The sequence below is a fragment of the Streptomyces sp. NPDC018693 genome (assembly GCF_044391385.1).
In the GTDB taxonomy this organism is placed as follows: Bacteria; Actinomycetota; Actinomycetes; order Streptomycetales; family Streptomycetaceae; genus Streptomyces.
This window is the reverse complement of record NZ_JBIRZZ010000002.1, coordinates 412,059-431,717: the sequence shown is the minus strand read 5'-3', so window position 1 is coordinate 431,717 and position 19,659 is coordinate 412,059. Positions and strand designations below refer to the sequence as shown.

The 19,659-nt window shown below is 71.4% G+C and carries 21 protein-coding genes and 1 pseudogene; 8 read left to right on the top strand and 14 right to left on the bottom strand.

Going from position 1 to position 19,659, the window contains the following annotated elements:
- Window positions 1-112 precede the first annotated feature (112 nt).
- Window positions 113-1,804 carry a phenylacetic acid degradation protein PaaN gene (paaN, locus tag ACH5AC_RS06325; RefSeq protein ID WP_398860496.1) on the top strand — a complete coding sequence of 564 codons (1,692 nt, stop codon included), beginning with the start codon at window positions 113-115 and terminating at the stop codon, window positions 1,802-1,804.
- A gap of 7 nt (window positions 1,805-1,811) precedes the next feature.
- Here the strand turns inward: paaN and ACH5AC_RS06320 are convergent, their stop codons facing one another.
- From ACH5AC_RS06320 to ACH5AC_RS06310, 3 genes are read right to left on the bottom strand one after another with little or no spacing between them, the layout of a single operon-like run.
- Entirely contained in the window at window positions 1,812-2,552 is a 741-nt protein-coding gene (locus ACH5AC_RS06320; RefSeq protein WP_398860495.1) for a TrmH family RNA methyltransferase, read from the bottom strand.
- Window positions 2,549-3,784: an HTTM domain-containing protein gene (locus ACH5AC_RS06315; RefSeq protein WP_398860494.1), complete on the bottom strand. Its 1,236-nt coding sequence runs from the start codon at window positions 3,782-3,784 to the stop codon at window positions 2,549-2,551. Before ACH5AC_RS06315 ends, ACH5AC_RS06320 begins: the two co-directional genes overlap by 4 nt.
- On the bottom strand, window positions 3,781-4,752 hold the full coding sequence (locus ACH5AC_RS06310) for a DUF5819 family protein (RefSeq protein ID WP_398860492.1): 972 nt from the start codon (window positions 4,750-4,752) through the stop codon (window positions 3,781-3,783). Before ACH5AC_RS06310 ends, ACH5AC_RS06315 begins: the two co-directional genes overlap by 4 nt.
- A gap of 309 nt (window positions 4,753-5,061) precedes the next feature.
- Here ACH5AC_RS06310 and paaA point away from each other — a divergent pair, with 309 nt between their 5' ends.
- The 6 genes from paaA to ACH5AC_RS06280 all read left to right on the top strand — a co-directional run bounded on the left by paaA (window position 5,062) and on the right by ACH5AC_RS06280 (window position 9,882).
- Window positions 5,062-6,042: a 1,2-phenylacetyl-CoA epoxidase subunit PaaA gene (gene paaA / locus ACH5AC_RS06305; protein WP_398860491.1), complete on the top strand. Its 981-nt coding sequence runs from the start codon at window positions 5,062-5,064 to the stop codon at window positions 6,040-6,042.
- The gene (gene paaB, locus ACH5AC_RS06300; RefSeq protein WP_130439069.1) at window positions 6,039-6,326 is read left to right on the top strand and encodes a 1,2-phenylacetyl-CoA epoxidase subunit PaaB; all 288 of its coding nucleotides are present in this window, start codon (window positions 6,039-6,041) and stop codon (window positions 6,324-6,326) included. Before paaA ends, paaB begins: the two co-directional genes overlap by 4 nt.
- Window positions 6,323-7,042 (top strand): 1,2-phenylacetyl-CoA epoxidase subunit PaaC, encoded by a 720-nt coding sequence (gene paaC / locus ACH5AC_RS06295; RefSeq protein WP_398860490.1) that lies wholly within the window; start codon window positions 6,323-6,325, stop codon window positions 7,040-7,042. The genes paaB and paaC overlap by 4 nt, the downstream gene beginning before the upstream one ends.
- Window positions 7,036-7,566: a 1,2-phenylacetyl-CoA epoxidase subunit PaaD gene (paaD, locus tag ACH5AC_RS06290; RefSeq protein WP_398860489.1), complete on the top strand. Its 531-nt coding sequence runs from the start codon at window positions 7,036-7,038 to the stop codon at window positions 7,564-7,566. The genes paaC and paaD overlap by 7 nt, the downstream gene beginning before the upstream one ends.
- Window positions 7,566-8,627: a 2Fe-2S iron-sulfur cluster-binding protein gene (locus ACH5AC_RS06285; protein WP_398860488.1), complete on the top strand. Its 1,062-nt coding sequence runs from the start codon at window positions 7,566-7,568 to the stop codon at window positions 8,625-8,627. The genes paaD and ACH5AC_RS06285 overlap by 1 nt, the downstream gene beginning before the upstream one ends.
- A 91-nt stretch (window positions 8,628-8,718) precedes the next feature.
- Window positions 8,719-9,882: an acyl-CoA dehydrogenase family protein gene (locus ACH5AC_RS06280; RefSeq protein ID WP_398860487.1), complete on the top strand. Its 1,164-nt coding sequence runs from the start codon at window positions 8,719-8,721 to the stop codon at window positions 9,880-9,882.
- Window positions 9,883-10,407: 525 nt separating this feature from the next.
- On the opposite strand, the gene ACH5AC_RS06275 is transcribed toward ACH5AC_RS06280, so the two are convergent.
- The 4 genes from ACH5AC_RS06275 to ACH5AC_RS06260 all read right to left on the bottom strand — a co-directional run bounded on the left by ACH5AC_RS06275 (window position 10,408) and on the right by ACH5AC_RS06260 (window position 13,562).
- Window positions 10,408-10,755 carry a rhodanese-like domain-containing protein gene (locus ACH5AC_RS06275; protein WP_398860486.1) on the bottom strand — a complete coding sequence of 116 codons (348 nt, stop codon included), beginning with the start codon at window positions 10,753-10,755 and terminating at the stop codon, window positions 10,408-10,410.
- A gap of 24 nt (window positions 10,756-10,779) precedes the next feature.
- Window positions 10,780-11,586 (bottom strand): hypothetical protein, encoded by an 807-nt coding sequence (locus ACH5AC_RS06270; protein WP_398860485.1) that lies wholly within the window; start codon window positions 11,584-11,586, stop codon window positions 10,780-10,782.
- Window positions 11,587-11,701: 115 nt separating this feature from the next.
- The gene (locus ACH5AC_RS06265; RefSeq protein WP_398860484.1) at window positions 11,702-13,249 is read right to left on the bottom strand and encodes a DUF2252 domain-containing protein; all 1,548 of its coding nucleotides are present in this window, start codon (window positions 13,247-13,249) and stop codon (window positions 11,702-11,704) included.
- A gap of 46 nt (window positions 13,250-13,295) precedes the next feature.
- The gene (locus ACH5AC_RS06260) at window positions 13,296-13,562 is read right to left on the bottom strand and encodes a hypothetical protein (RefSeq protein ID WP_398860483.1); all 267 of its coding nucleotides are present in this window, start codon (window positions 13,560-13,562) and stop codon (window positions 13,296-13,298) included.
- Between the two features lie 397 nt (window positions 13,563-13,959).
- On the opposite strand from ACH5AC_RS06260, the pseudogene ACH5AC_RS06255 reads away from it, so the two are divergent.
- A pseudogene (locus ACH5AC_RS06255) lies at window positions 13,960-14,151 on the top strand (GntR family transcriptional regulator); the annotation flags it as partial.
- Here the strand turns inward: ACH5AC_RS06255 and ACH5AC_RS06250 are convergent.
- From ACH5AC_RS06250 to ACH5AC_RS06220, 7 genes are all read right to left on the bottom strand, one after another.
- Window positions 14,070-14,954, bottom strand: coding sequence for a hypothetical protein (locus tag ACH5AC_RS06250; protein WP_398860914.1), 885 nt, complete (start codon window positions 14,952-14,954; stop codon window positions 14,070-14,072). The pseudogene ACH5AC_RS06255 and the gene ACH5AC_RS06250 sit on opposite strands and share 82 nt — an antisense overlap.
- 335 nt (window positions 14,955-15,289) lie before the next feature.
- A complete protein-coding gene (locus ACH5AC_RS06245) occupies window positions 15,290-15,421 on the bottom strand; it encodes a hypothetical protein (RefSeq protein WP_398860481.1) in 132 nt (43 codons plus the stop codon).
- A gap of 218 nt (window positions 15,422-15,639) precedes the next feature.
- On the bottom strand, window positions 15,640-16,443 hold the full coding sequence (locus ACH5AC_RS06240; RefSeq protein ID WP_398860480.1) for a hypothetical protein: 804 nt from the start codon (window positions 16,441-16,443) through the stop codon (window positions 15,640-15,642).
- Between the two features lie 19 nt (window positions 16,444-16,462).
- Window positions 16,463-17,365 carry an aldo/keto reductase gene (locus tag ACH5AC_RS06235; RefSeq protein WP_398860479.1) on the bottom strand — a complete coding sequence of 301 codons (903 nt, stop codon included), beginning with the start codon at window positions 17,363-17,365 and terminating at the stop codon, window positions 16,463-16,465.
- Entirely contained in the window at window positions 17,362-18,531 is a 1,170-nt protein-coding gene (locus ACH5AC_RS06230; RefSeq protein WP_398860478.1) for a cupin domain-containing protein, read from the bottom strand. Before ACH5AC_RS06230 ends, ACH5AC_RS06235 begins: the two co-directional genes overlap by 4 nt.
- Before the next feature lie 14 nt (window positions 18,532-18,545).
- Window positions 18,546-18,680, bottom strand: a complete 135-nt coding sequence (locus ACH5AC_RS06225; protein WP_398860477.1) for a hypothetical protein — start codon at window positions 18,678-18,680, stop codon at window positions 18,546-18,548.
- A gap of 341 nt (window positions 18,681-19,021) precedes the next feature.
- The gene (locus ACH5AC_RS06220; RefSeq protein ID WP_398860476.1) at window positions 19,022-19,456 is read right to left on the bottom strand and encodes an ATP-binding protein; all 435 of its coding nucleotides are present in this window, start codon (window positions 19,454-19,456) and stop codon (window positions 19,022-19,024) included.
- Between the last annotated feature and the right edge of the window lie 203 nt (window positions 19,457-19,659).

The window sequence follows — 19,659 nt, the reverse complement described above, 5'->3', positions numbered from 1 at the left end:
TTGTCCCGACCGATCGTTCGGTTACTCTAACTCTCACTGGCTGTTCCTGCCCATGTTTCCGCCCAGGTCATGAGCTCGACGGAGAGCTCTTGGAACGAGGAGTTGGTCCCGCATGGCCGCCCGACTGACCGCGCACGAACTGATCGCCACGCACCGGCCCACGCTCGACCAGGCGCTGGAAGCGATCCGCACGCGCGCGTACTGGTCCCCGCACCCCGAGCACCCGAAGGCGTACGGGGAGAACGGCAGCCTGGACATGGCGGCGGGCAAGGCCGCCTTCGACGCCCTCCTCGGCACCCGTCTCGACCTCGGCCAGCCCGGCACCGACGACTGGGTGGGCGACGAGGTCTCGCCGTACGGCATCGAGCTGGGCGTGACCTACCCGCACGCGGACCTCGATGTGCTGCTGCCCGCCATGAAGGCCGGTCAGCGCGCATGGCGGGACGCGGGCGCAGAGGTGCGCGCGGTGGTCTGCCTGGAGATCCTCAAGCGGATCAGCGACCGGACGCACGAGTTCGCGCACGCGGTCATGCACACCTCCGGACAGGCGTTCATGATGGCGTTCCAGGCCGGCGGCCCGCACGCGCAGGACCGCGGCCTGGAGGCGGTGGCGTACGCGTACGTGGAGCAGGTCCGCACCCCCGACACCGCCGAGTGGACCAAGCCGCAGGGCAAGCGCGACCCGCTCGCGCTCACCAAGGCGTTCACTCCCGTCCCGCGCGGCATCGGCCTGGTCATCGGCTGCAACACCTTCCCGACGTGGAACGGCTACCCGGGCCTGTTCGCGTCCCTGGCCACCGGCAACGCCGTCCTGGTCAAGCCGCACCCGCGCGCGGTGCTCCCGCTCGCGCTCACCGTGAAGATCGCCCGCGAGGTCCTCGCCGACGCCGGCTTCGACCCGAACCTGGTCGCGCTGGCCGCCGAACGCGCCGGTGAGGGCATCGCGAAGCCGCTCGCCACCCACCCCGAGATCCGGATCATCGACTACACCGGCTCCACCGCCTTCGGCGACTGGCTGGAGGCGAACGCCCGTCAGGCGCAGGTCTACACCGAGAAGGCCGGCGTCAACACGGTGATCGTGGAGTCGACGGACGACTACAAGGGCATGCTGTCCAACCTGGCGTTCTCGCTGTCCCTGTACAGCGGCCAGATGTGCACCACCCCGCAGAACCTGCTCGTCCCGCGCGACGGCATCCGCACCGACCAGGGCCCGAAGACCTTCGACGAGGTGGTCGCCGACCTCTCGCGCGCGGTGGACGGTCTGCTCGGCGACGACGCGCGCGCGAACGCCCTCCTCGGCGCGATCGTCAACCCGGACGTCAAGGCGCGGCTGGAGGCGGCGGCCGGGCTGGGCGAGGTCGCTCTCGCCTCGCGTGAGGTCACCCACCCGGACTTCCCGGGCGCGGTCGTGCGGACGCCGGTGATCGTCAAGCTGGACGGCGCCAAGCCGGAGGCCGAGGCCGCCTATATGAGCGAGTGCTTCGGCCCGGTGTCCTTCGCCGTCGCGGTCGACTCCGCGGGCGACGCGGTGGAGCTGCTGCGGCGCACGGTCCGCGAGAAGGGCGCGATGACCGTCGGCGCGTACACGACCGACGCGGAGGTCGAGCAGGCCGTCCAGGAGGTCTGCTTCGAGGAGGCCGCCCAGCTGTCGCTCAACCTCACGGGCGGGGTGTACGTCAACCAGACCGCCGCGTTCTCCGACTTCCACGGGTCGGGCGGCAATCCGGCGGCCAACTCGGCGCTGTGCGACGGGGCGTTCGTGGCCAACCGGTTCCGCGTGGTGGAGGTACGGCGGGAGGCATGAGTCCTGCCTAGGCCCTGCCGAGACTCCAGTGGTACAGCGTCATCGCCACGCTGGTCGCCAGGTTGTAGCTGGACACCTGGGGCCGCATCGGCAGGGACAGCAGGTGGTCGGCACGCGCGCGCAGGACGGTGGACAAGCCGCTGCGCTCGGAGCCGAAGGCGAGGACGGCGTCGTCCGGGATCCCCACGCCCCGGATGTCGTCGCCCTCCGGGTCCAGGGCGAACAGCGGGCCGGGCGGCAGTTCGTCGACGCCGAGACGCTCCACGGCGGTCGCGAAGTGCAGGCCCGCCCCGCCGCGCACCACGGTCGGGTGCCAGGGGTCGAGGGTGCCGGTGGTGACGACGCCGGTCGCCCCGAAGCCGGCGGCCAGCCGGATCACGGCCCCCGCGTTGCCGAGGTTGCGCGGCTCGTCGAGGACCACGACGGGCGCGGGCCTGGGCATGCGGGCCAGCACCTCCAGGTGGGCCGCGCGGGACGGCCGTACGGCCAGCGCCGCCACGGCGGTGGGATGCGGGCGCGGCACCAGCCCCTCGTACGTCGCCCTCGGCACCTCGGTGAGGAGTACGGCCAGCCGGTCCCCTACGTCGGGCGCCAGCTCGTCGGCCAGGGTCAGCGCGGCCTCCCGGTCGGCGGTGACCGCCACCGGGACCTCGGCGCCGAAGCGCAGGGCGTGCTTGAGGGCGTGGAAGCCGTCGAGCAGGACACAGGCGTCGGCGAGGCCGCGCCACGCGCCGAGGGGGTCGTTCATGCCGTGAAGCCTACGTGGCTCTGCTCGGGCTGCTCCGGCGGCCGAGGGGGCGCCTCGCCCCGCCGCTGACCGGGGAGCGGCGGGACGGGCTTGTCGAGGAGGCGGGTACACACGCGTGCGATCCCGTGGCCGAGACGGCGCAGGAACGGGGTGGGCAGGAAGACGGCGTCGGCGGCGATCATCGCCAGGGAGAAGAACGGCAGCCCGAGGATCACCGCGATCATCGCGTGTTCCATGATCATCACGGCCAGCAGGACGTTCTTGACGCGCCGGTTGAACAGGGTGAACGGGAACGCGACCTGTGCGATGACCGTGCCGTAGGTGATGAGCATGATCATGGTGCCGCTGGAGGCCAGCAGGTCGCTCAGGGCGGGCCAGGGCGAGAAGTACTCCAGCTGGAGGGGGTAGTACACGGCGGTGCCGTCCTGCCAGCGGGAGCCCTGGATCTTGTACCAGCCGGCCGTCGCGTAGATCAGGCACGCCTCGGCCATGATCACGACGAGGGCGCCGTTGTGCAGGACGTTCGCGATCACGTCGAGCAGGATCCGCGGCTGGGGGGAGCGTGCCGCCCGCCGCTCGACGAGCCACCACAGCGCCTGCGCGACCCAGACGGTCCACAGCAGCACGGGGACGGTCCACTCGCTGTCGAACAGTCGGCCGGACACGGTCAGCGTGATCAGCGCGAAGCCGCACACGGCCCACAGGACGGGCCCGGCCCGGTCGGCGACCCACTCGCCACGCGCGCGTGCCGCGTCGGCCCGCCGGGCCCGCCGGGCGTCCAGCGACCAGACCTGGCCGCAGCGTGTGAACACCAGGTAGATCGACATCAGGTGAAGGACGTTGTCGCCGCCGTCGCCCATGAAGACACTGCGGTTCTGCAGCGACAGCACACCGACCATGAACAGCACCGACATCGTGCGGGTGCGCCAGCCCACCAGCAGCAGGGCGGCGGCCAGCACGGCGAGCCCGTAGACGAGCTCGAACCACAGCCGTCCGTCGGACCAGCTCAGCGCGGTGAAGGCGCCGTTCATGTCGAGCAGCCGCCGGGCCAGCGCCCAGCTCCACGGCGCGTCGGGCCCGTACAGCTCGGCGCGGTGCGGGTACTCACGCAGCAGGAACAGCAGCCAGGTCAGGGCGAAGCCGACGCGGATCACGGCGCTCTGGTACGGGCCGAGGGCGGACCCCGTGACCCGGGCGATGCCGCTGGACAGGCACAGGGCGAGTCGGTTCACTTCACTCCTTCGTCGGCCTCGCCGGCGGGCACCGTCCACCACGGCAGGACGCGGAAGATCGGTTCGAGCGAGATCTTCTCCTCGCTCCAGTCGGGCGGGGGCACGTTGGTCGTGCGGGAGCGGAGCTGGACCCGCTCGACGACGCCGTCGGCGCCGGGCGCGCCGTCCCGCTCCAGCCGCAGGACGACGATGCGGCGCAGATACGCCTCGGACAGGTCGCCGCGCACCCCGACCGCGCGGTTGTCGCTGCCGTGCGTGGCGGAGAAGAAGTCCCATGCGCGGCGCAGCTGGTTTTGCTGGGTGTGGCTCGGCAGCGGGTTGCCGTCGATGTCCCGGCCGTCCTGCGCGGACAGGTCGTACCAGCCGGTGGTTCGCGAGCTGCCGTCCGGCGTTCTGATCTGGGCGCGGGCCTGGACGGCGATGTTCTGCTGGAGGGGGTTCGGGGCGAACAGCTTCCAGTTCTGTTCGAACTCGGGGTACACCCAGTCGTCGATCGCCTCGCCGTGTGTCTTGGTCAGCGTGTTCGACGGCGCGACGTGCAGGAAGACCATCCCGAGGTGCACACAGACGGCGACCGCGACGGCGGCGACCGCGATGGCCGCGGCGATCTGGTAGCCCAGGGAGAGGGCGGCCACGCCGGGGCGGGGGTCGGGGGCGGCCGGGAACGCTGCCGGGTCGGGGGCGACCGGTTCGGGGGCGGCGGGGAACGCCGCCGGGCCGGGGACACTCGGCCGCTCATCGGAAACGGCCCGGAACCCTGCCGGGCCGGGGACACTCGGCCGCTCATCGGAAACGGCCCGGAACCCTGCCGCGTGGGGGACCGTCGGCCGCTCATCGGGAACGGACGGGAACCCTGCCGGGCCGGGGACAGCCGGCCGGTCGTCGCGGGCGGGGCCAGGGTCGGCTGCGGTCGGTTTCGGCGGCTGCGGCTCGTGCGGGGTGTCGCCGCCCGCGTCGTGCGTGTTCATTCCGCCCCGTTCCCGATGTCTGGTCCTGTCCGGCCCGCCGCGAGCCGCCGGGCCCGCGGTCTCACGGCCCGTTCACCCGGACGGGTGCAGCGCGGCGGTTCCACGGAACGGTACTCAGCCCCGCCGCCCTCCGCAGCTTTCCCAGCGGTCGGCCACTGTGCGGTTGTCCACAGGCGCCCCGGCAGGTTATCCACAGCGGTTGACACCTCACGACCGCCGACTCACCATTGAATCGCACGGACCGAACGATCGGTCGGGACGGATCGGACGGCGCGTACCGCAGACGCGCACGAGGTCGAGGGGGACCGCATGGCCACAGCAGCCGCGCAGCACACGGCCGGCACCGAGGACGACGCCCTGCAGCGCGTCTTCGACGCCGCGGTGGCCGACGACGAGCGCATCGAGCCGCGCGACTGGATGCCGGACGCCTACCGGGCGACACTGGTCCGCCAGATCGCCCAGCACGCCCACTCCGAGATCATCGGCATGCAGCCGGAGGCCAACTGGATCACCCGCGCGCCCTCACTGCGCCGCAAGGCGATCCTGATGGCGAAGGTCCAGGACGAGGCGGGCCACGGGCTGTACCTCTACAGCGCGGCCGAGACCCTCGGCACCAGCCGCGAGGAACTGCTCGACAAGCTCCACACCGGCCGCCAGAAGTACTCCTCGATCTTCAACTACCCCACTCTGACCTGGGCGGACGTCGGCGCCATCGGCTGGCTGGTGGACGGCGCCGCGATCACCAACCAGGTGCCGCTGTGCCGCTGCTCCTACGGACCGTACGCGCGCGCGATGATCCGCATCTGCAAGGAGGAGTCCTTCCACCAGCGCCAGGGCTACGAGCTGCTGCTGGCCCTGAGCAAGGGCACACCGGAGCAGCACGCGATGGCGCAGGACGCGGTGGACCGCTGGTGGTGGCCGTCGCTGATGATGTTCGGCCCGCCCGACGACGAGTCCGCGCACTCCGCGCAGTCCATGGCCTGGAAGATCAAGCGGTTCTCCAACGACGAGCTGCGCCAGCGCTTCGTCGACATCTGCGTCCCCCAGGCGGAGTCCCTCGGCCTCACCCTGCCCGACCCCGAGCTGCGGTGGAACGAGGAGCGGGGGCACCACGACTTCGGCCCGATCGACTGGACGGAGTTCAAGGAGGTCCTCAAGGGCAACGGCCCGTGCAACGAACAGCGGCTGGACCAGCGCCGCCGGGCGCACGACGAGGGCGCCTGGGTGCGGGAGGCCGCCGCGGCCCACGCGGCCAAGCACAGCGACAAGACGGGAGAACGGCAGGCATGACCAACACCGACTGGCCCCTGTGGGAGGTCTTCGTGCGCTCGCGCCGCGGACTGTCCCACACCCACGCCGGCAGCCTGCACGCGCCGGACGCGGAGTTCGCCCTGCGCAACGCGCGCGACCTGTACACCCGGCGCGGCGAGGGCGTGTCGATCTGGGTCGTCCCGTCCACCGCGATCACCGCGTCCTCGCCCGACGAGAAGGACCCCTTCTTCGAACCGGCAGCGGACAAGCCGTACCGGCACCCGACGTTCTACGAGATCCCGGAAGGGGTGAAGCACCTGTGACGACCACGACTGCGACGACCGCCGCCCTTGCCCTCGGCGACGACGCCCTGGTGCTCTCCCACCGGCTCGGCGAGTGGATGGGCCACGCACCCGTCCTGGAGGAGGAGGTCGCCCTCGCCAACATCGCGCTCGACCTGCTCGGCCAGGCCCGGGTCCTGCTGTCGATGGCCGGCGACGAGGACGAGCTGGCCTATCTGCGGGAGGAGCGCGCCTTCCGCAACCTCCAGCTGGTCGAGCAGCCGAACGGCGACTTCGCCCACACCATCGCCCGCCAGCTGTACTTCTCCACGTACCAGCATCTGCTGTACGGCCAACTCGCCGACACCGTGAGCGAGTTCGCGCCACTCGCCGCGAAGGCCGTCAAGGAGACCGCCTACCACCGCGACCACGCCGAGCAGTGGACGCTGCGCCTGGGCGACGGCACCGAGGAGAGCCGGGCGCGGATGGCTCGGGCCTGCACGGCGCTGTGGCGGTTCACCGGCGAGATGTTCCAGCCGGTGGAGGGCCTGGACATCGACCGGGAGGCGCTGGAGACGGCCTGGCTGGAATCCGTCGGGGACATCCTGCGCCGGGCCACCCTCGATCTGCCCGAGGGCCCACGCTCCGGGGCATGGACGGCCGGCGCGGGCCGGCAGGGCCTGCACACCGAGCCGTTCGGACGGATGCTCGCAGAGATGCAGCATCTGCACCGCAGCCACCCGGGGGCGTCATGGTGACGCTCACCCCGCTGGAGGCGGAGCTGCTTCAGGTCGCCGGTTCGGTGCCCGACCCCGAGCTGCCCGTGCTCACCCTCCAGGAGCTGGGCGTGGTGCGCACGGTGCGCGTGAGCGGGACGGACGCGGAGACGGTTGAGGTGGAGCTGACCCCGACCTACACCGCCTGCCCCGCCCTGGAGACGATGGCACTGGACATCGAGCGGGCGCTGCACGCCCACGGGGTGCGTGAGGTCACCGTGCGGACGGTCCTCAGCCCCGCCTGGTCCACGGACGACATCTCCGCGGAAGGGCGCCGCAAGCTGCGGGAGTTCGGGATCGCGCCGCCGCGTGAGCGGGCGGAGTCCGCTCCCGTGCCCGTGACGCTCGGCCCGACCCGGACCCGGGACGCCGAGGCCCCGGTGCGCTGCCCGCACTGCGGCTCCGCCGACACCGAGCTGCTCAGCCGCTTCTCCTCAACCGCCTGCAAGGCGCTGCGCCGCTGCCTGGCCTGCCGTGAGCCCTTCGACCACTTCAAGGAGTTGTGATGGCCCGCTTCCACACGCTCCCGGTGGCCGCGGTGGACCCGCTCACCGACGACTCCGTCGCCCTCACCTTCGCGGTCCCGGCCGCGCTGCGTGAGGAGTACCGGTACGCGCCCGGCCAGCATCTCGCGCTGCGGCGCGTCGCCGACGGCACCGAGGTCCGGCGCACCTACTCGATCTGCTCGCCGGCCCCCGCGCCCGGTGACGCGGGCCCGAGCACGCTGCGGGTCGGCGTGCGGCTGGTCGAGGGCGGGGCGTTCTCCACGTACGCGCTGAAGGAGATCTGCGTCGGTGACGAGATCGAGGTGATGACCCCGGCGGGCCGCTTCACGCTCGACCCGGCGCCCGGGCTGTACGCGGCGATCGTCGGGGGCAGCGGCATCACCCCGGTGCTGTCGATCGTCTCCACGCTCCTCGCCCGCGAACCCGACGCCCGCTTCTGCCTGATACGCAGCGACCGTACGACGGCGTCGACGATGTTCCTGGAGGAGGTCGCCGACCTCAAGGACCGCTTCCCGGAGCGGCTTCAGCTGGTGACGGTGCTGTCCCGGGAGGAGCAGCAGCACGGGCTGCCGTCCGGGCGGCTGGACCGTGAACGGCTGACCGGTCTGCTGCCGGCGCTGGTGCCGGTGGAGGCGGTGCGGGGCTGGTTCCTGTGCGGGCCGTACGGGCTGGTGCAGGGCGCGGAGCAGGCGCTGCGTGAGATCGGCGTGCCCCGGGCGCGGATCCACGAGGAGATCTTCCACGTGGACTCCGTGGCACCCGTGGCCACGGTGCCCGCGCCCGCGCACAGCACGGTGACCGCTCGGCTCGACGGGCGCGCCGGGAGCTGGCCGGTGCGGGACGGGGAGTCGCTGCTGGAGACGGTGCTGCGCAACCGGCCCGACGCGCCGTACGCCTGCAAGGGCGGGGTGTGCGGGACGTGCCGGGCCTTCCTGGTCTCCGGTGAGGTGCGGATGGACCGGAACTTCGCGCTGGAGCCGGAGGAGACGGACGCGGGGTATGTGCTGGCCTGCCAGTCGCATCCGGTGACGGAGGGAGTGGAGCTGGACTTCGACCGGTGAGGACGGTGTGGTGCCGCCCCGTTCCCTTCTCCTAGAACCTGTTCTATCTTGACGGACCGTCAGATTACTGACCCCGTCGGGAGGACAGGCCGTGGACTTCACCTTCAGCGAGGAGCAGTTGGCGGCGGCCGAGGCGGCCGAGGGAGTGTTCGCCGGTGTGGCGCCGGACGCGGTGCCGAGCCCGGCGCTCACCCGGGGCGCCCCCGTCGCCGAGGGCTTCGACCGGGCGCTGTGGGAGAAGCTGGCCGGCGCCGATCTGCTGAGTCTGCTGCTCGACGAGGAGTACGGCGGGGCCGGACTGGACGCCGTCGCGCTCTGCCTGGTGCTCCGGGAGTCGGCGAAGGTGCTGGCCCGGGTGCCGCTGCTGGAGAGCAGCGCGGCCATGGCCGCCGTACAGCGGTACGGGGGCGGTGAGTTGGCGCGGGAGCTGCTGCCCAGGGCCGGGCACGGGGAGCTGGTGCTGACCGTCGCCGCGCACGGCCGCACCGGGCACGACCCGGCCGAGCGGGCCGTCACGGCGCGGCGGGACGGGGACGGGGACGGGGACGGGGATGGGGACGAGGGGTGGGTGCTGGACGGGGTGCAGACGGCGGTGCCATGGGCGTACGACGCGGACCTCGTCGTCGTACCCGCGCACACCGACGCCGACCGGACCGTCCTCGCGCTGGTCCCCCGGGACCAGGAGGGGGTCGTACTCGCCGAGCAGGTGTCGACGAACGGCGAGCGGCTCGGGGAGCTGCGGCTGGAGTCGGCGCGGATCGCGGGGCGGTACGTCGTCGAGACGGAGGGTGCCTGGGAGTGGCTGCGGGAGCTGCTGGCCACGGGGACGTGTGCGCTGGCGCTCGGGCTGGGTGAGCGGGTGCTGCGGATGACGAGCGAGTACGCCGGGAAGCGGGAGCAGTTCGGGCATCCGATCGCGACCTTCCAGGCCGTCGCAGTCCAGGCCGCCGACCGGTACATCGACCTGCGGGCGATGGAGGCCACGCTGTGGCAGGCCGCGTGGCGGATCGCCTCCGGGGCGCCGGGTGCGCTGCCCGCGCGCGGGGACGTGGCCGTGGCGAAGATCTGGGCTGCGGAGGGCGTACGGCGGGTGGTGCAGACGGCACAGCATCTGCACGGAGGCTTCGGCGCCGACGTCGACTATCCGCTGCACCGCTACCACGCCTGGGCCAAGCACCTGGAGCTGGCACTCGGCCCGGCGGCGGCACACGAGGAGGCCCTGGGGGACCTACTGGCGGCGCATCCGCTGGGCTGAGGGGCGACTGCGCCGCTCGACCGGGGTGGCTGCCGCCGGAGGCGGTGGTCCATGCCGGGAGTGTGGCTGGACTGGGGCGACGGCCTGTGCCGGGGAGCCTGGCCCGGGGGGCCTGAACCAGGGGGCCCTGAGCCTGGGGGCCTGGCTCCGAGTTGCTGGCCCAGGGCGGCCTGCCTGAGGCTTCGTGACGTGGGCGCCCTGCCCCGGGGGCGTGACCGTGCGGCCGCCGAGCGGGGGATACCGCTGCCCTGTCCGCCACGCCCGGCGGATGAACCGTGGGCTCACAACCTGGTCCGGGACGGCCTGCCCGAGGCCGCCTCACCGGGGCGACCTGACCCAGGACCGTGACCGTGCGGCCGCCGAGCGGGGAGTCGCGTACCGCCCTGGCCCGCCACGCACGCCGGATCAACCGCGGACTCGCAAACCTGGCCCGGGACGGCCCGCCCGAGGCCGCCTGGCCTGGGAGGCATAGCCCGGGGCCGGCGTGACCCGGGGCCGGCGTGACGGGGCGGTCTGGACCGGGGGCTACAGGACGAAGCCCGGTTTTCCGTCGTCCGTGATGACTGGGCGGCCGGTGGCGGCCCAGGACTGCATGCCGCCGGCGACGTTCACGGCGTCGATGCCCTGCTGGGCGAGGTACATCGTCACCTGCGCCGAGCGGCCGCCGGAGCGACAGATCACGTTGATCCGGCCGTCCTGGGGGGCGGCCTCCGTCAGCTCGCCGTAGCGGGCGACGAACTCGCTGATGGGGATGTGCAGGGCGCCTTCGGCGTGTCCCGCCTGCCACTCGTCGTCCTCGCGGACGTCCAGCAGGAAGTCGCCGTCCTTGAGGTCCCCGACCTCGACCGTGGGAACACCAGCTCCGAAACTCATGTCTCCGACGCTACCCGAACCCGGCTAACCAACCAGCTCGGCCAGCTCCGCCTCCCGGGCGGCGACGTCCGCGAGCAGCTTCTCGGCGATCTCGTCCAGGAGACGGTCGGGGTCGTCCGGGGCCAGCCGGAGCATCGAGGCGATCGGGCCGTCCTCCAGCTCCTTGGCGATCCGCGTCAGCAGCTCCTTGCGCTGGGAGAGCCACTCCAGGCGGGCGTAGAGCTCCTCGCTGCGGCTGGGGCGCTGCTCGGCGGGGACCGGGCCGGCCGCCCACTCCTCGGCCAGCTCGCGCAGCAGGGCCTCGTCACCTCGGGCGTAGGCGGCGTTGACGCGGGTGAGGAACTCCTCGCGGCGCTTGCGGTCGGCCTCCTCGCGGGCCAGGTCGGGGTGGGCCTTGCGGGCGAGGTCGCGGTACAGCTTGCGGGCCTCCTCGCTGGGGCGGACGCGCTCCGGGGGGCGTACCGACTGGTCCGTGAGCATCGCGGCGGCCTCCGGGAACAAGCCCTCGCTGTCCATCCAGCCGTGGAACAGCTCCTCGACCTCCGGCATCGGCAGGACGCGGGCGCGGGCCTCCTCGGCGCGGCGGCGGTCCTCCTCGGTGCCGGTGCGGGCGGCTCTGGCCTCGGCGATCTGGGCGTCCAGTTCGTCGAGGCGGGCGTACATCGGGCCGAGTTTCTGGTGGTGGAGGCGGGAGAAGTTCTCGACCTCCACGCGGAAGGTCTCCAGGGCGATCTCGAACTCGATCAGTGCCTGTTCGGCGGCCCGCACGGCCTGCTCCAGCCGCTCCTCGGGGCGGGGCGGCTGGGACTGGTCAGCTTCGGGGGTCGTCACCCGACCAGCGTAGTGGGTGTGGGGGGCTGCGCCGCTGGGGTGGTTTCGGGGCTCGGGGTGCGGCGGTGGGCGTCGGGTGGGTGCGCAGCCCGGCGCTGCGGGGTGCCGCTGTGTCTCACACCCCCAGTTCCGCCGGCACCCTCCCCGTCCTCACCGCTGTCACCAGGTTCGCGTGGTCGGATTCTGTGTGGTTGGCGTAGGTGATGGCGAAGGTGGAGATGGCGGTGTCGAGTTCGTCGTTCTTGCCGCAGTAGGCGGAGAGGAGGCGGGGGTCGGTGCTGTGGGTGTGGGCTCGGGCCAGGAGGGCGCCGGTCATGCGGGCGTAGTCGTCGATCTGGTCGGCGGCGAGGGCGGACGGGTCGACGCTGCCCTTGCGGTTGCGGAACTGGCGGACCTGGAAGGGGCGGCCCTCGACGGTCGTCCAGCCCAGCAGCATGTCGCTGACGACCTGCATGCGCTTCTGGCCGAGGACGACCCGGCGGCCCTCGTGGTCGACCGGCGGGGTGTCGAAGCCGGCCGTCGGGAGGTGGGGCAGCAGGGCGGACGCGCGGGCCTCCTTCACCTGGAGGATCAGGGGCTCGCCGCGGTGGTCGAGGAGGAGCACGACGTAGGAGCGGGTGCCCACGCTGCCCGTGCCGACGATGCGGAACGCCACGTCGTGCACCGCGTGGCGGGCGAGCAGGGGGTGGCGGTCCTCGGGGAGGGTCGCCAGGTACGGCTCCAGGGACGCGGCGACCGCCGCGGCCTCCGCGTCCGGGATCCGGCGCAGTACCGGCGGCGCGTCCACGAACCGGCGGCCGCCGTCCTCCGTCGGCTCGGTCGACCGTGCCGCGAACCGGCCGCTCGTGTTGGCGCGCGCCTTCTCCGAGACCCGCTCCAGCGTGCCCAGCAGGTCATGGGCGTCGGTGTGGGAGACCAGTTCCTCGTCGGCGATGGCGTTCCACGCGTCCAGCGCGGGCAGCTTGGCCAGCAGGCGCAGGGTGCGGCGGTAGGCGCCGACGGTGTCGTACGCCGCCGTACGGCATGTGTCCTCGTCGGCGCCGGCCTCCCGGCCCGCGAGGACGAGGGAGGTGGCGAGGCGCTTGAGGTCCCACTCCCAGGGGCCGACGACCGTCTCGTCGAAGTCGTTCAGGTCGATGACCAGGCCGCCGCGGGCGTCACCGTACAGACCGAAGTTGGCCGCGTGGGCGTCGCCGCAGATCTGGGCGGCGATGCCGGTCATGGGGGTGCGGGCCAGGTCGTACGCCATGAGGCCGGCCGAGCCGCGCAGGAAGGCGAAGGGGGTCGCCGCCATCCGGCCCACCCGTATCGGGGTCAGCTCCGGGATACGGCCCTCGTTCGACTCCTCGACCGCCGCCACCGCGTCCGGGCGGGCGGCGTCCAGGTGGAGGGCGGCGTGCGCCGACCGGGGCACCCGCTGCCGCAGCGCCTTCCCCTCCTCCTTGGGGGAGCCCTCGACCAACCTGGGGGCGAAGCCCCGCACCCTCGGCAGCCGCTCCACCTCCGCCGTCTCCACACCCACACCGGCCTCGGTCACGGCGACCGCCTCCCCCGTACCCGTACGAACGTCACGAACATCAACTCGTGCCGACCGTACAGCCGACGACTGCGACGCGTCAGACCCTGTGGATAACTCGGCCTCTGTGGAAAACCCACCCACCATGGATGCCCGAGCAACCCCGGGCACCCACGGCACCACCACACATGCCCTACGACGTGCGCTCCCCGTCCCGCACCATCATGCCGACGCACTCACCCAGCGCCGCGTGCAACGACGATACAAAGGCGGCGAGTTCGGCGTCCGAAGCCTCCCCCACCTCCAGCACGGCCCCGACGACCTCCACCAGAACAGCGGCGGTCTCCAGGGCATGCGCATCGGCCAGCGCCTCAAGGAACCCCCCGGGCCGCGCGACCACCAACGCCTCCTTGCCGGTGGCCGGATCAACACCGAGGGTACGAAGACGCGGCTCGCTCATACGGCCGCCTCCCACGGAAAACAGTCCGAACCCAGCCCAGCGAGAGTCCCAACGGCCCCGGCCCGACACCGCTCCCGCGCATCGCACTCCCGCTCCCACACGACGACGTAGGGCCGGACCAACGGCAGCCCATCGGCGGCGATGACGTCCACGGTCAGAGGAGGACGCGGGGGCTGGCACTCCGGAATCGGCGGGCAGTCGAGCCGAAGGGACGGCGCCGCGTCGGGGCAGTGCACCCCGCGCGCAGGCCGGAAGATACTCAGAATCGCGGCCAGTAGGCTGCGCATAGGTCGACTCCTCTTCAGTCGGCTCAGGCCCTGGCGAGGAAGTAGCCGCTTCCCGTCGGGGCCGTTCTGTGTCCAGCCAACATAGCGTGGGTAACCGCAGATAACCACGGATGCGCAGAATCCCACGGTCACCCACGCTGAGCTTCATGGACCTCGACCGCACGCGCCCACTGTGGCGGCAGATCGCAGCAGAGATCATCCGGCGCATCAAGGAGGGCATCTACCCGCCCGGAAGCCGCGTGCCGTCCACCCTGGAGATCGCCCAGGAGTTCGGCGTGGTGAACGCTACGGCCGCGAAGGCCATGCGGCATGTACGGGAAGAGGGCTGGACCCGAGGCGAGGTCGGCCTGGGCACCTTCGTATCCGACTCCCTGCCCCGATCCCCCGACCCGAAGCCGTAACCACCCCCGGCTAAAGCGTCCAGCAGTGGACTCGTCCACCCGGAGCGGTGTACCTCACGGTCTGCTGGGTCGGGGCGACACCGTCGGCAGGGTCGTACAGGGTCGTGACGTGCAGCCCGTCGTCGTTCGTTCCGTAGGTGCGGGCGAGGCCGGGGGACATGTGGAGCTGGGCAAAGAATGAGAATGTCCAGTCGTCGAGCACGCGCGCTGAGATCTCGGCGCCCCGGGCACGGCCCGTACGGGATCACGGGCATCTGCGCGGGTACCGGGGTGCCGCTGATGAGCGGCATGAACGCGGCGGGTGTGTGCAGGAGGTGCCCACTCGCCGAGCCGTCCGGCAGCTTCGTGAGCCGGGCGACCGTTCCGCCGGCGAGTGTGCCCTTGACGGGGACGACCATGATGCCGCCGGGACGTATGCGCGTCAGCCACCCGGGAGGAATGCGGCGTACGGATGCGGTGGAGATGATCCGGTCGAACACCGCGTCTCCCGGAACGTCGTTCGCGCCGTCGCCGTGGATGACGAGTGGATCGAAGCCGACGGCGTTCAGCCGCGGGCGTGCCTTGACGGTGAGGGCTTCCGTACGGTCCACGGTGGTGACGTGCTTGTCCCCGGCGAGGAAGGACAGCACGCCCGCGTTGTAGCCCGTGCCGGTACCGGCCTCGTAGACGTCGTGCCCTTCGTGCACGTCAAGGGCGTCGAGCATGTCCGCCATGAGGCTCGGTGCCGTCGAGGACGACGTCGGGATGCCGGTGAGCCCCTCGGGGGCGGCGTCCTCGGCGTGCACGCCGTCCACTTCCGTGATGAGGGAGTCGTCCGCGTACACGGCGTCGAGCCACGCCACCGGGTCACCGTCGGTGATACGCCACGGGACGAACCGCTCACCGTCGCGCCGATAGAAGACGGGCACGAAGGGATGCCTGGGGACGTTGAGAAAAGCACCGGCCAGGCGTGAGGACAACACCACGCTTCCCCGGTCGATCCGCTGCGTGAGCGAGACGCGAGCGGCGAGGATGCGCTGTTCGTCGTCGAGGATGTTCGTCACTGGCCGTTTCCCTCCAGGTAGTCGCAGATCGCGGACGTGATCGGCAGTCCGGTCGCCTGCTCGATGAAGCCGTACTGCCCGCTCGGATTCACTTCCAGAAATCGCCAGTCCCCCTGCGGGGAAGCCACGCCGCCCCCCGTCGACAAACACCGGCGGCACTGTCCCGTGCACGGCGGCGCCGCCCAACTCAGCCCCGACGACTCGCGCGTGCTGGAGGAATGGGACAGCTTCGCGTATCAGATCGTCGGCACCGCGCCGACGCTCGCGGCGGCGAAGGAGTGGGTGAACAGCCAACAGTGCCTGGACGCACCGCTCCCTACCTGGGGGGCAGGTGGTGCGGGTCAGATCAGGCTGCGATGTACCGCATGGTGCGGAGGTGGCGGCGTACGGGCTCGGCGAGCGCGGCGTAGAAGGGCGTTCGGTCGGCGGCCTGAAGTACCTGGGCGCACACTGTCAGTTCGGCAACGCGGGTCCTGGGGTCGTCCAGGATGGGCGCGAGTACCTGGCGGACGCGTGTTGCGGTGCTCGGGGTCTGAAGGGCGTAGACGTACAGGAGTGCGGCGTCGAACCCCACGGGAGCGGTGCCCCAGCCCTCCCAGTCGAAAATCGTGAGGTCGGGGCCAGCGAGGTTGGCCCAGTGGAAGTCTCCGTGGGCGGTGGACCACTCGATCGTGTCGCCGACGTCGTGGCCGGTGAACCGAGGTACGGCGCGGCGGATGTATGCCTCGCGTACGGCCACGCGGTCGGTGGGGACAGTGGCCAGGGCGCTGAGTGCGCCGTACAGGCTCTTCCACCAGGACTCAAGAAAGTCCGACTCAGTATCGAGGACGGGGCTCACTGAGACGGTGGAGAGCGTGGTGTGCTCGTACAGCTCGGCACGGTACGCCCAACCGTCTTTCCGCCAGTCGTGGATGCGGTGCAAGGTGGGGCGGGGGATGTCTTCGGGGAGGGTTTCCTGGGCCGTTTTCGGGCCGTCCCACAGTTTCCCGTGGGCGCGGTCGGCGTGTTCGCCGACGAGTCGCAGCCAGCCCCGCTCCTGGGCGGTGTGGACGGCCCCGGAGAGCGTGCGGCCGTTGTAGCCCCAGACGGGCCCCTGTGCGGCGTCGCTTACGCCCAGGGCAGCGCATGCGGCGATTCGCGCGGTGCGCATCCGTGCCGCGGCGGGTTCATCAGGTACCGAGAACATCGAGAACCTTCCGGAGGGTGGCAAGCGGCAGTGGTGGCAGCGCGATCGTGCGCGCGGCGGCGTCCCAGTGTGCCGGGTTGTTCGTGCCGAGGAGAATCCGTGTCACTCCTGGGGTGGACGCGACGATGCCTAGGGCTGCTTGGGCAGGAGTGAGGCCGGGGTCGATCAGTTCGGCGAGTTCCGGCGTGACCATGCCGGGCAGTTCGCCGCCGTGCAGGGGCGAGGAAACGAAGGTGTCGAGCCCTGCGGCGCGGGCCTGTACAAGGGGGCCGCGACCGTCCAGGGCAAGGCTGATGGGGCGGGCCATGACGAGGCTGACGGGGAGCTGCACCGCGTGTAGGTGGTGTTCATCTGTACCGGCGGCTTCCCGTGCCAGGGTGAGGAGTTCGGGCACCGTGAAGGCGCCGGAGTCCAGGCCCGACCAGGTGGCAACGCCGTACCCGCCGACATGCCCCGCGTCCGCATACTCCTCCAGCACGGCGAAGGCGTCCCGCAGCCGTTCGTGCAGTTCTTCGCGGTCGAGTCGGACGTGTTCGGGGTTGTGTACGAACACCACGTCGGCGCGGCCGAGGACGTTGAGGGTTCGGGTGGTTTGCCAACGGAGAAAATTCGCGGTGAGGCTGTGGCCGGCCTTCGCCTGTTCGCGGGTGAGGATTCCGGCGCTGACGGCGGCCTCGGCTTCCTCCCGGGCGAAGAATCCGGTCTTCGTGGAAATCCGTACCTGCCGCTGCTGAGGGAGAACAGAGGCGGCGAGAAGTGTGTGGGCCTGCCCTGCACGGTAGTTGGGTGCGGTGTCGATCCAGGAAGCCCCCCGGACGACGGCGTGGGCCGCCGCCCGAGGGATGTCCCGGCAGTGGTACGTGCCGAGCGCGAGATCCGGTGTCACCGGCGGCTCACCGCCGCCATGTTGGCGGACACCAGCTCGGTCACGACGGATGCGACCTGCGCCGTGGTCAGCCCAGCCGACTGTGCGAGTTCACCGAGAGAGGCCGAGTCGCCCGCGGCGAGCGGTTCGAGTACAGCGGCAACGGGAGCGGCGAACGTCCACTCCTCGCCTCCGGCCCGGAGGATCACCTGGCCGTCGTCGTTGACCGTGGTCCATGCGCGTGCGGTGGTGAACCGGACCATCAGGTCGTCCTCGGCGGGGATACCGTCGAGGAATGGCAGGGAGGGCATCAGGCGTCCCGGATCGGTTGCGTCGCGGACGTCGAGGAACTCCCGGATCACGCCGTCGTGCAGGACCTCCGCGACTTCCTTACGAAGGACGTCGAGGTAGGCGGATTGGTCCTGGCCGGTGCCAAACATGGGCAGGTGCGCCCGGACGGTTTCCGAGCCACGAAGACGCTCCGAGAGCCACGTGAGGAGATCGGCGCCGGTCGTTGTCTGAAGCCCGCACGTCAGGTGCAGGGACCGGCCCTCAGTCGCCGCCACCGCGTGCCACCAGCCGCGCGGGAGATACAGCATGTCGCCCGCGCGTAGCGTCAGTTCGGCCAGAGGCTCGCCTTCCGGCGGCTCCGGGGCCACCAGGTCCCGGTACAGCGGGTTGGTTCGGGTCGGCCCGTAGATCCGCCACCGCTTCGCGCCCTCCACCTGGAGCACCACCACGTCGTGGTCGTCCCAATGGGTGCCGAAGCCCTCGCGAGACGTCCACGAGGCGTACACGTTGACCTGGATGTGGCTCCGGAACACCCGCTCCAGATCTCGGGTCAGGGCATCGACGGGGGCGTGAAGTTCCTCCACGGCATCGAGGACGAGTGAGGAGCCGTCCCGCAGTTGCTCGTACAGACGGGAGGGCTGGATGCGCTGCCACACGGTGCTGCGCCGGGTCGTCACGGGGCTGGCGTAGCTCTGCCAGTGGATGAGTTCGCCGTCGCGGTGCAGGCGCAGACGAGGGGGCTCCAGCCGTCCACGGGCCACGATGTCGTTGAGGTCGTCCCAGGTCAGGAGTCCGGAGAAGTCTCCGACGTTGGTCCATACGCGATGCCAGCGGCCGAACGCCCCGGCGAGGAAGTCCTCGCCGAGGCAATCGACCACCTTGGAGAAGGTGGTCACGGATGCGACTCCGATCAGTCGTTGGTGTCGGAGACGCCCGTGCTGCCGCCATCGGACGGCTGCTCGGCGCGCGACCGTGCAGCAGCGATGGACGTGCGGGCGACCAGCAGACCGTCACCGGACGTTGCCGCGGGAACGTTCTCGTTCATGCCGTGCTCCTTCTTCTCTTCTCGAGTTCTCCCGCCGGGGTTCCGGCGGGAAGTCTGTGGGTTGAGGCGGTCAGAGGCGGGGCGGTGCGCCGGGGATTTCCCTCACACGCTCCTGCGGGTTACAACCGGGCGGTGTACTCCCGTCACAGGGGTCAGGCGGTGACCGGCTGGCGTTGCATGAAATAGGCGAGGGCCCTGTCGTTTGAGGCGGGCGAGGCGGTCAGCACATGCCATGAACGGGGCGTGCCGGCCGTCCCACAGCACCGGGCCGAGCCAGATCACAGACAGGGCCGTACGTTCGCAGCCGAGCCGGCAGTCACCCGTGACCCACTGCACCGCGCTCACTGCTCGCCCTCCTTGGCGACGAGTTCGGCCCAGGTCGTCTTCCACCGTCGCCGCCCCGTGCCGTGCAGGTCGTAGCCCCAGCGGTCCGACAACGCCTCGACCAGCAGCAGCCCCCGGCCGCCCTCCCGGTTACTGTCGCCGCAGCCCATTTCCGGCAGGGCCCGGGATGCGTCGGTGACCTCCATCCGGACGCGGCGGGCGGCGATACGCCGAGTGGTGACCCGGATCAGACGGCAGCTCGTGTGCCGGACCGCGTTGCCGACGAGTTCGGAAACGATCAGCGTGCCCGCGTCCGCCAGATCCCCGAGATTCCAGGTGTTTACCGAGGCGGAAACCAGCAGCCGCGCTCTGCGGGCCGATTCCGGCTCACGCGGCATCGTCTCGGCATAGCCGGGGACACCGCTCATGTTGGGTCTGGTCGTGACGCTCACAAGGTCATCCCTCCGACTGGCACGGCCCCGCCCACGACGGGGCGCATACGGGGCCTCTCCTCAATGCCGCCGAGGGCGGGGAGCCTGCAGATAGCGCCCGGCGGCTGGTGATCAGTCAACGCGCCGTGGGGAGTCGGAGGAGACTCCGAGAGGTGACCCCAAGTTGGAGTCACCAGTTAGGCACGCACGGTAGCTTCAGGGCT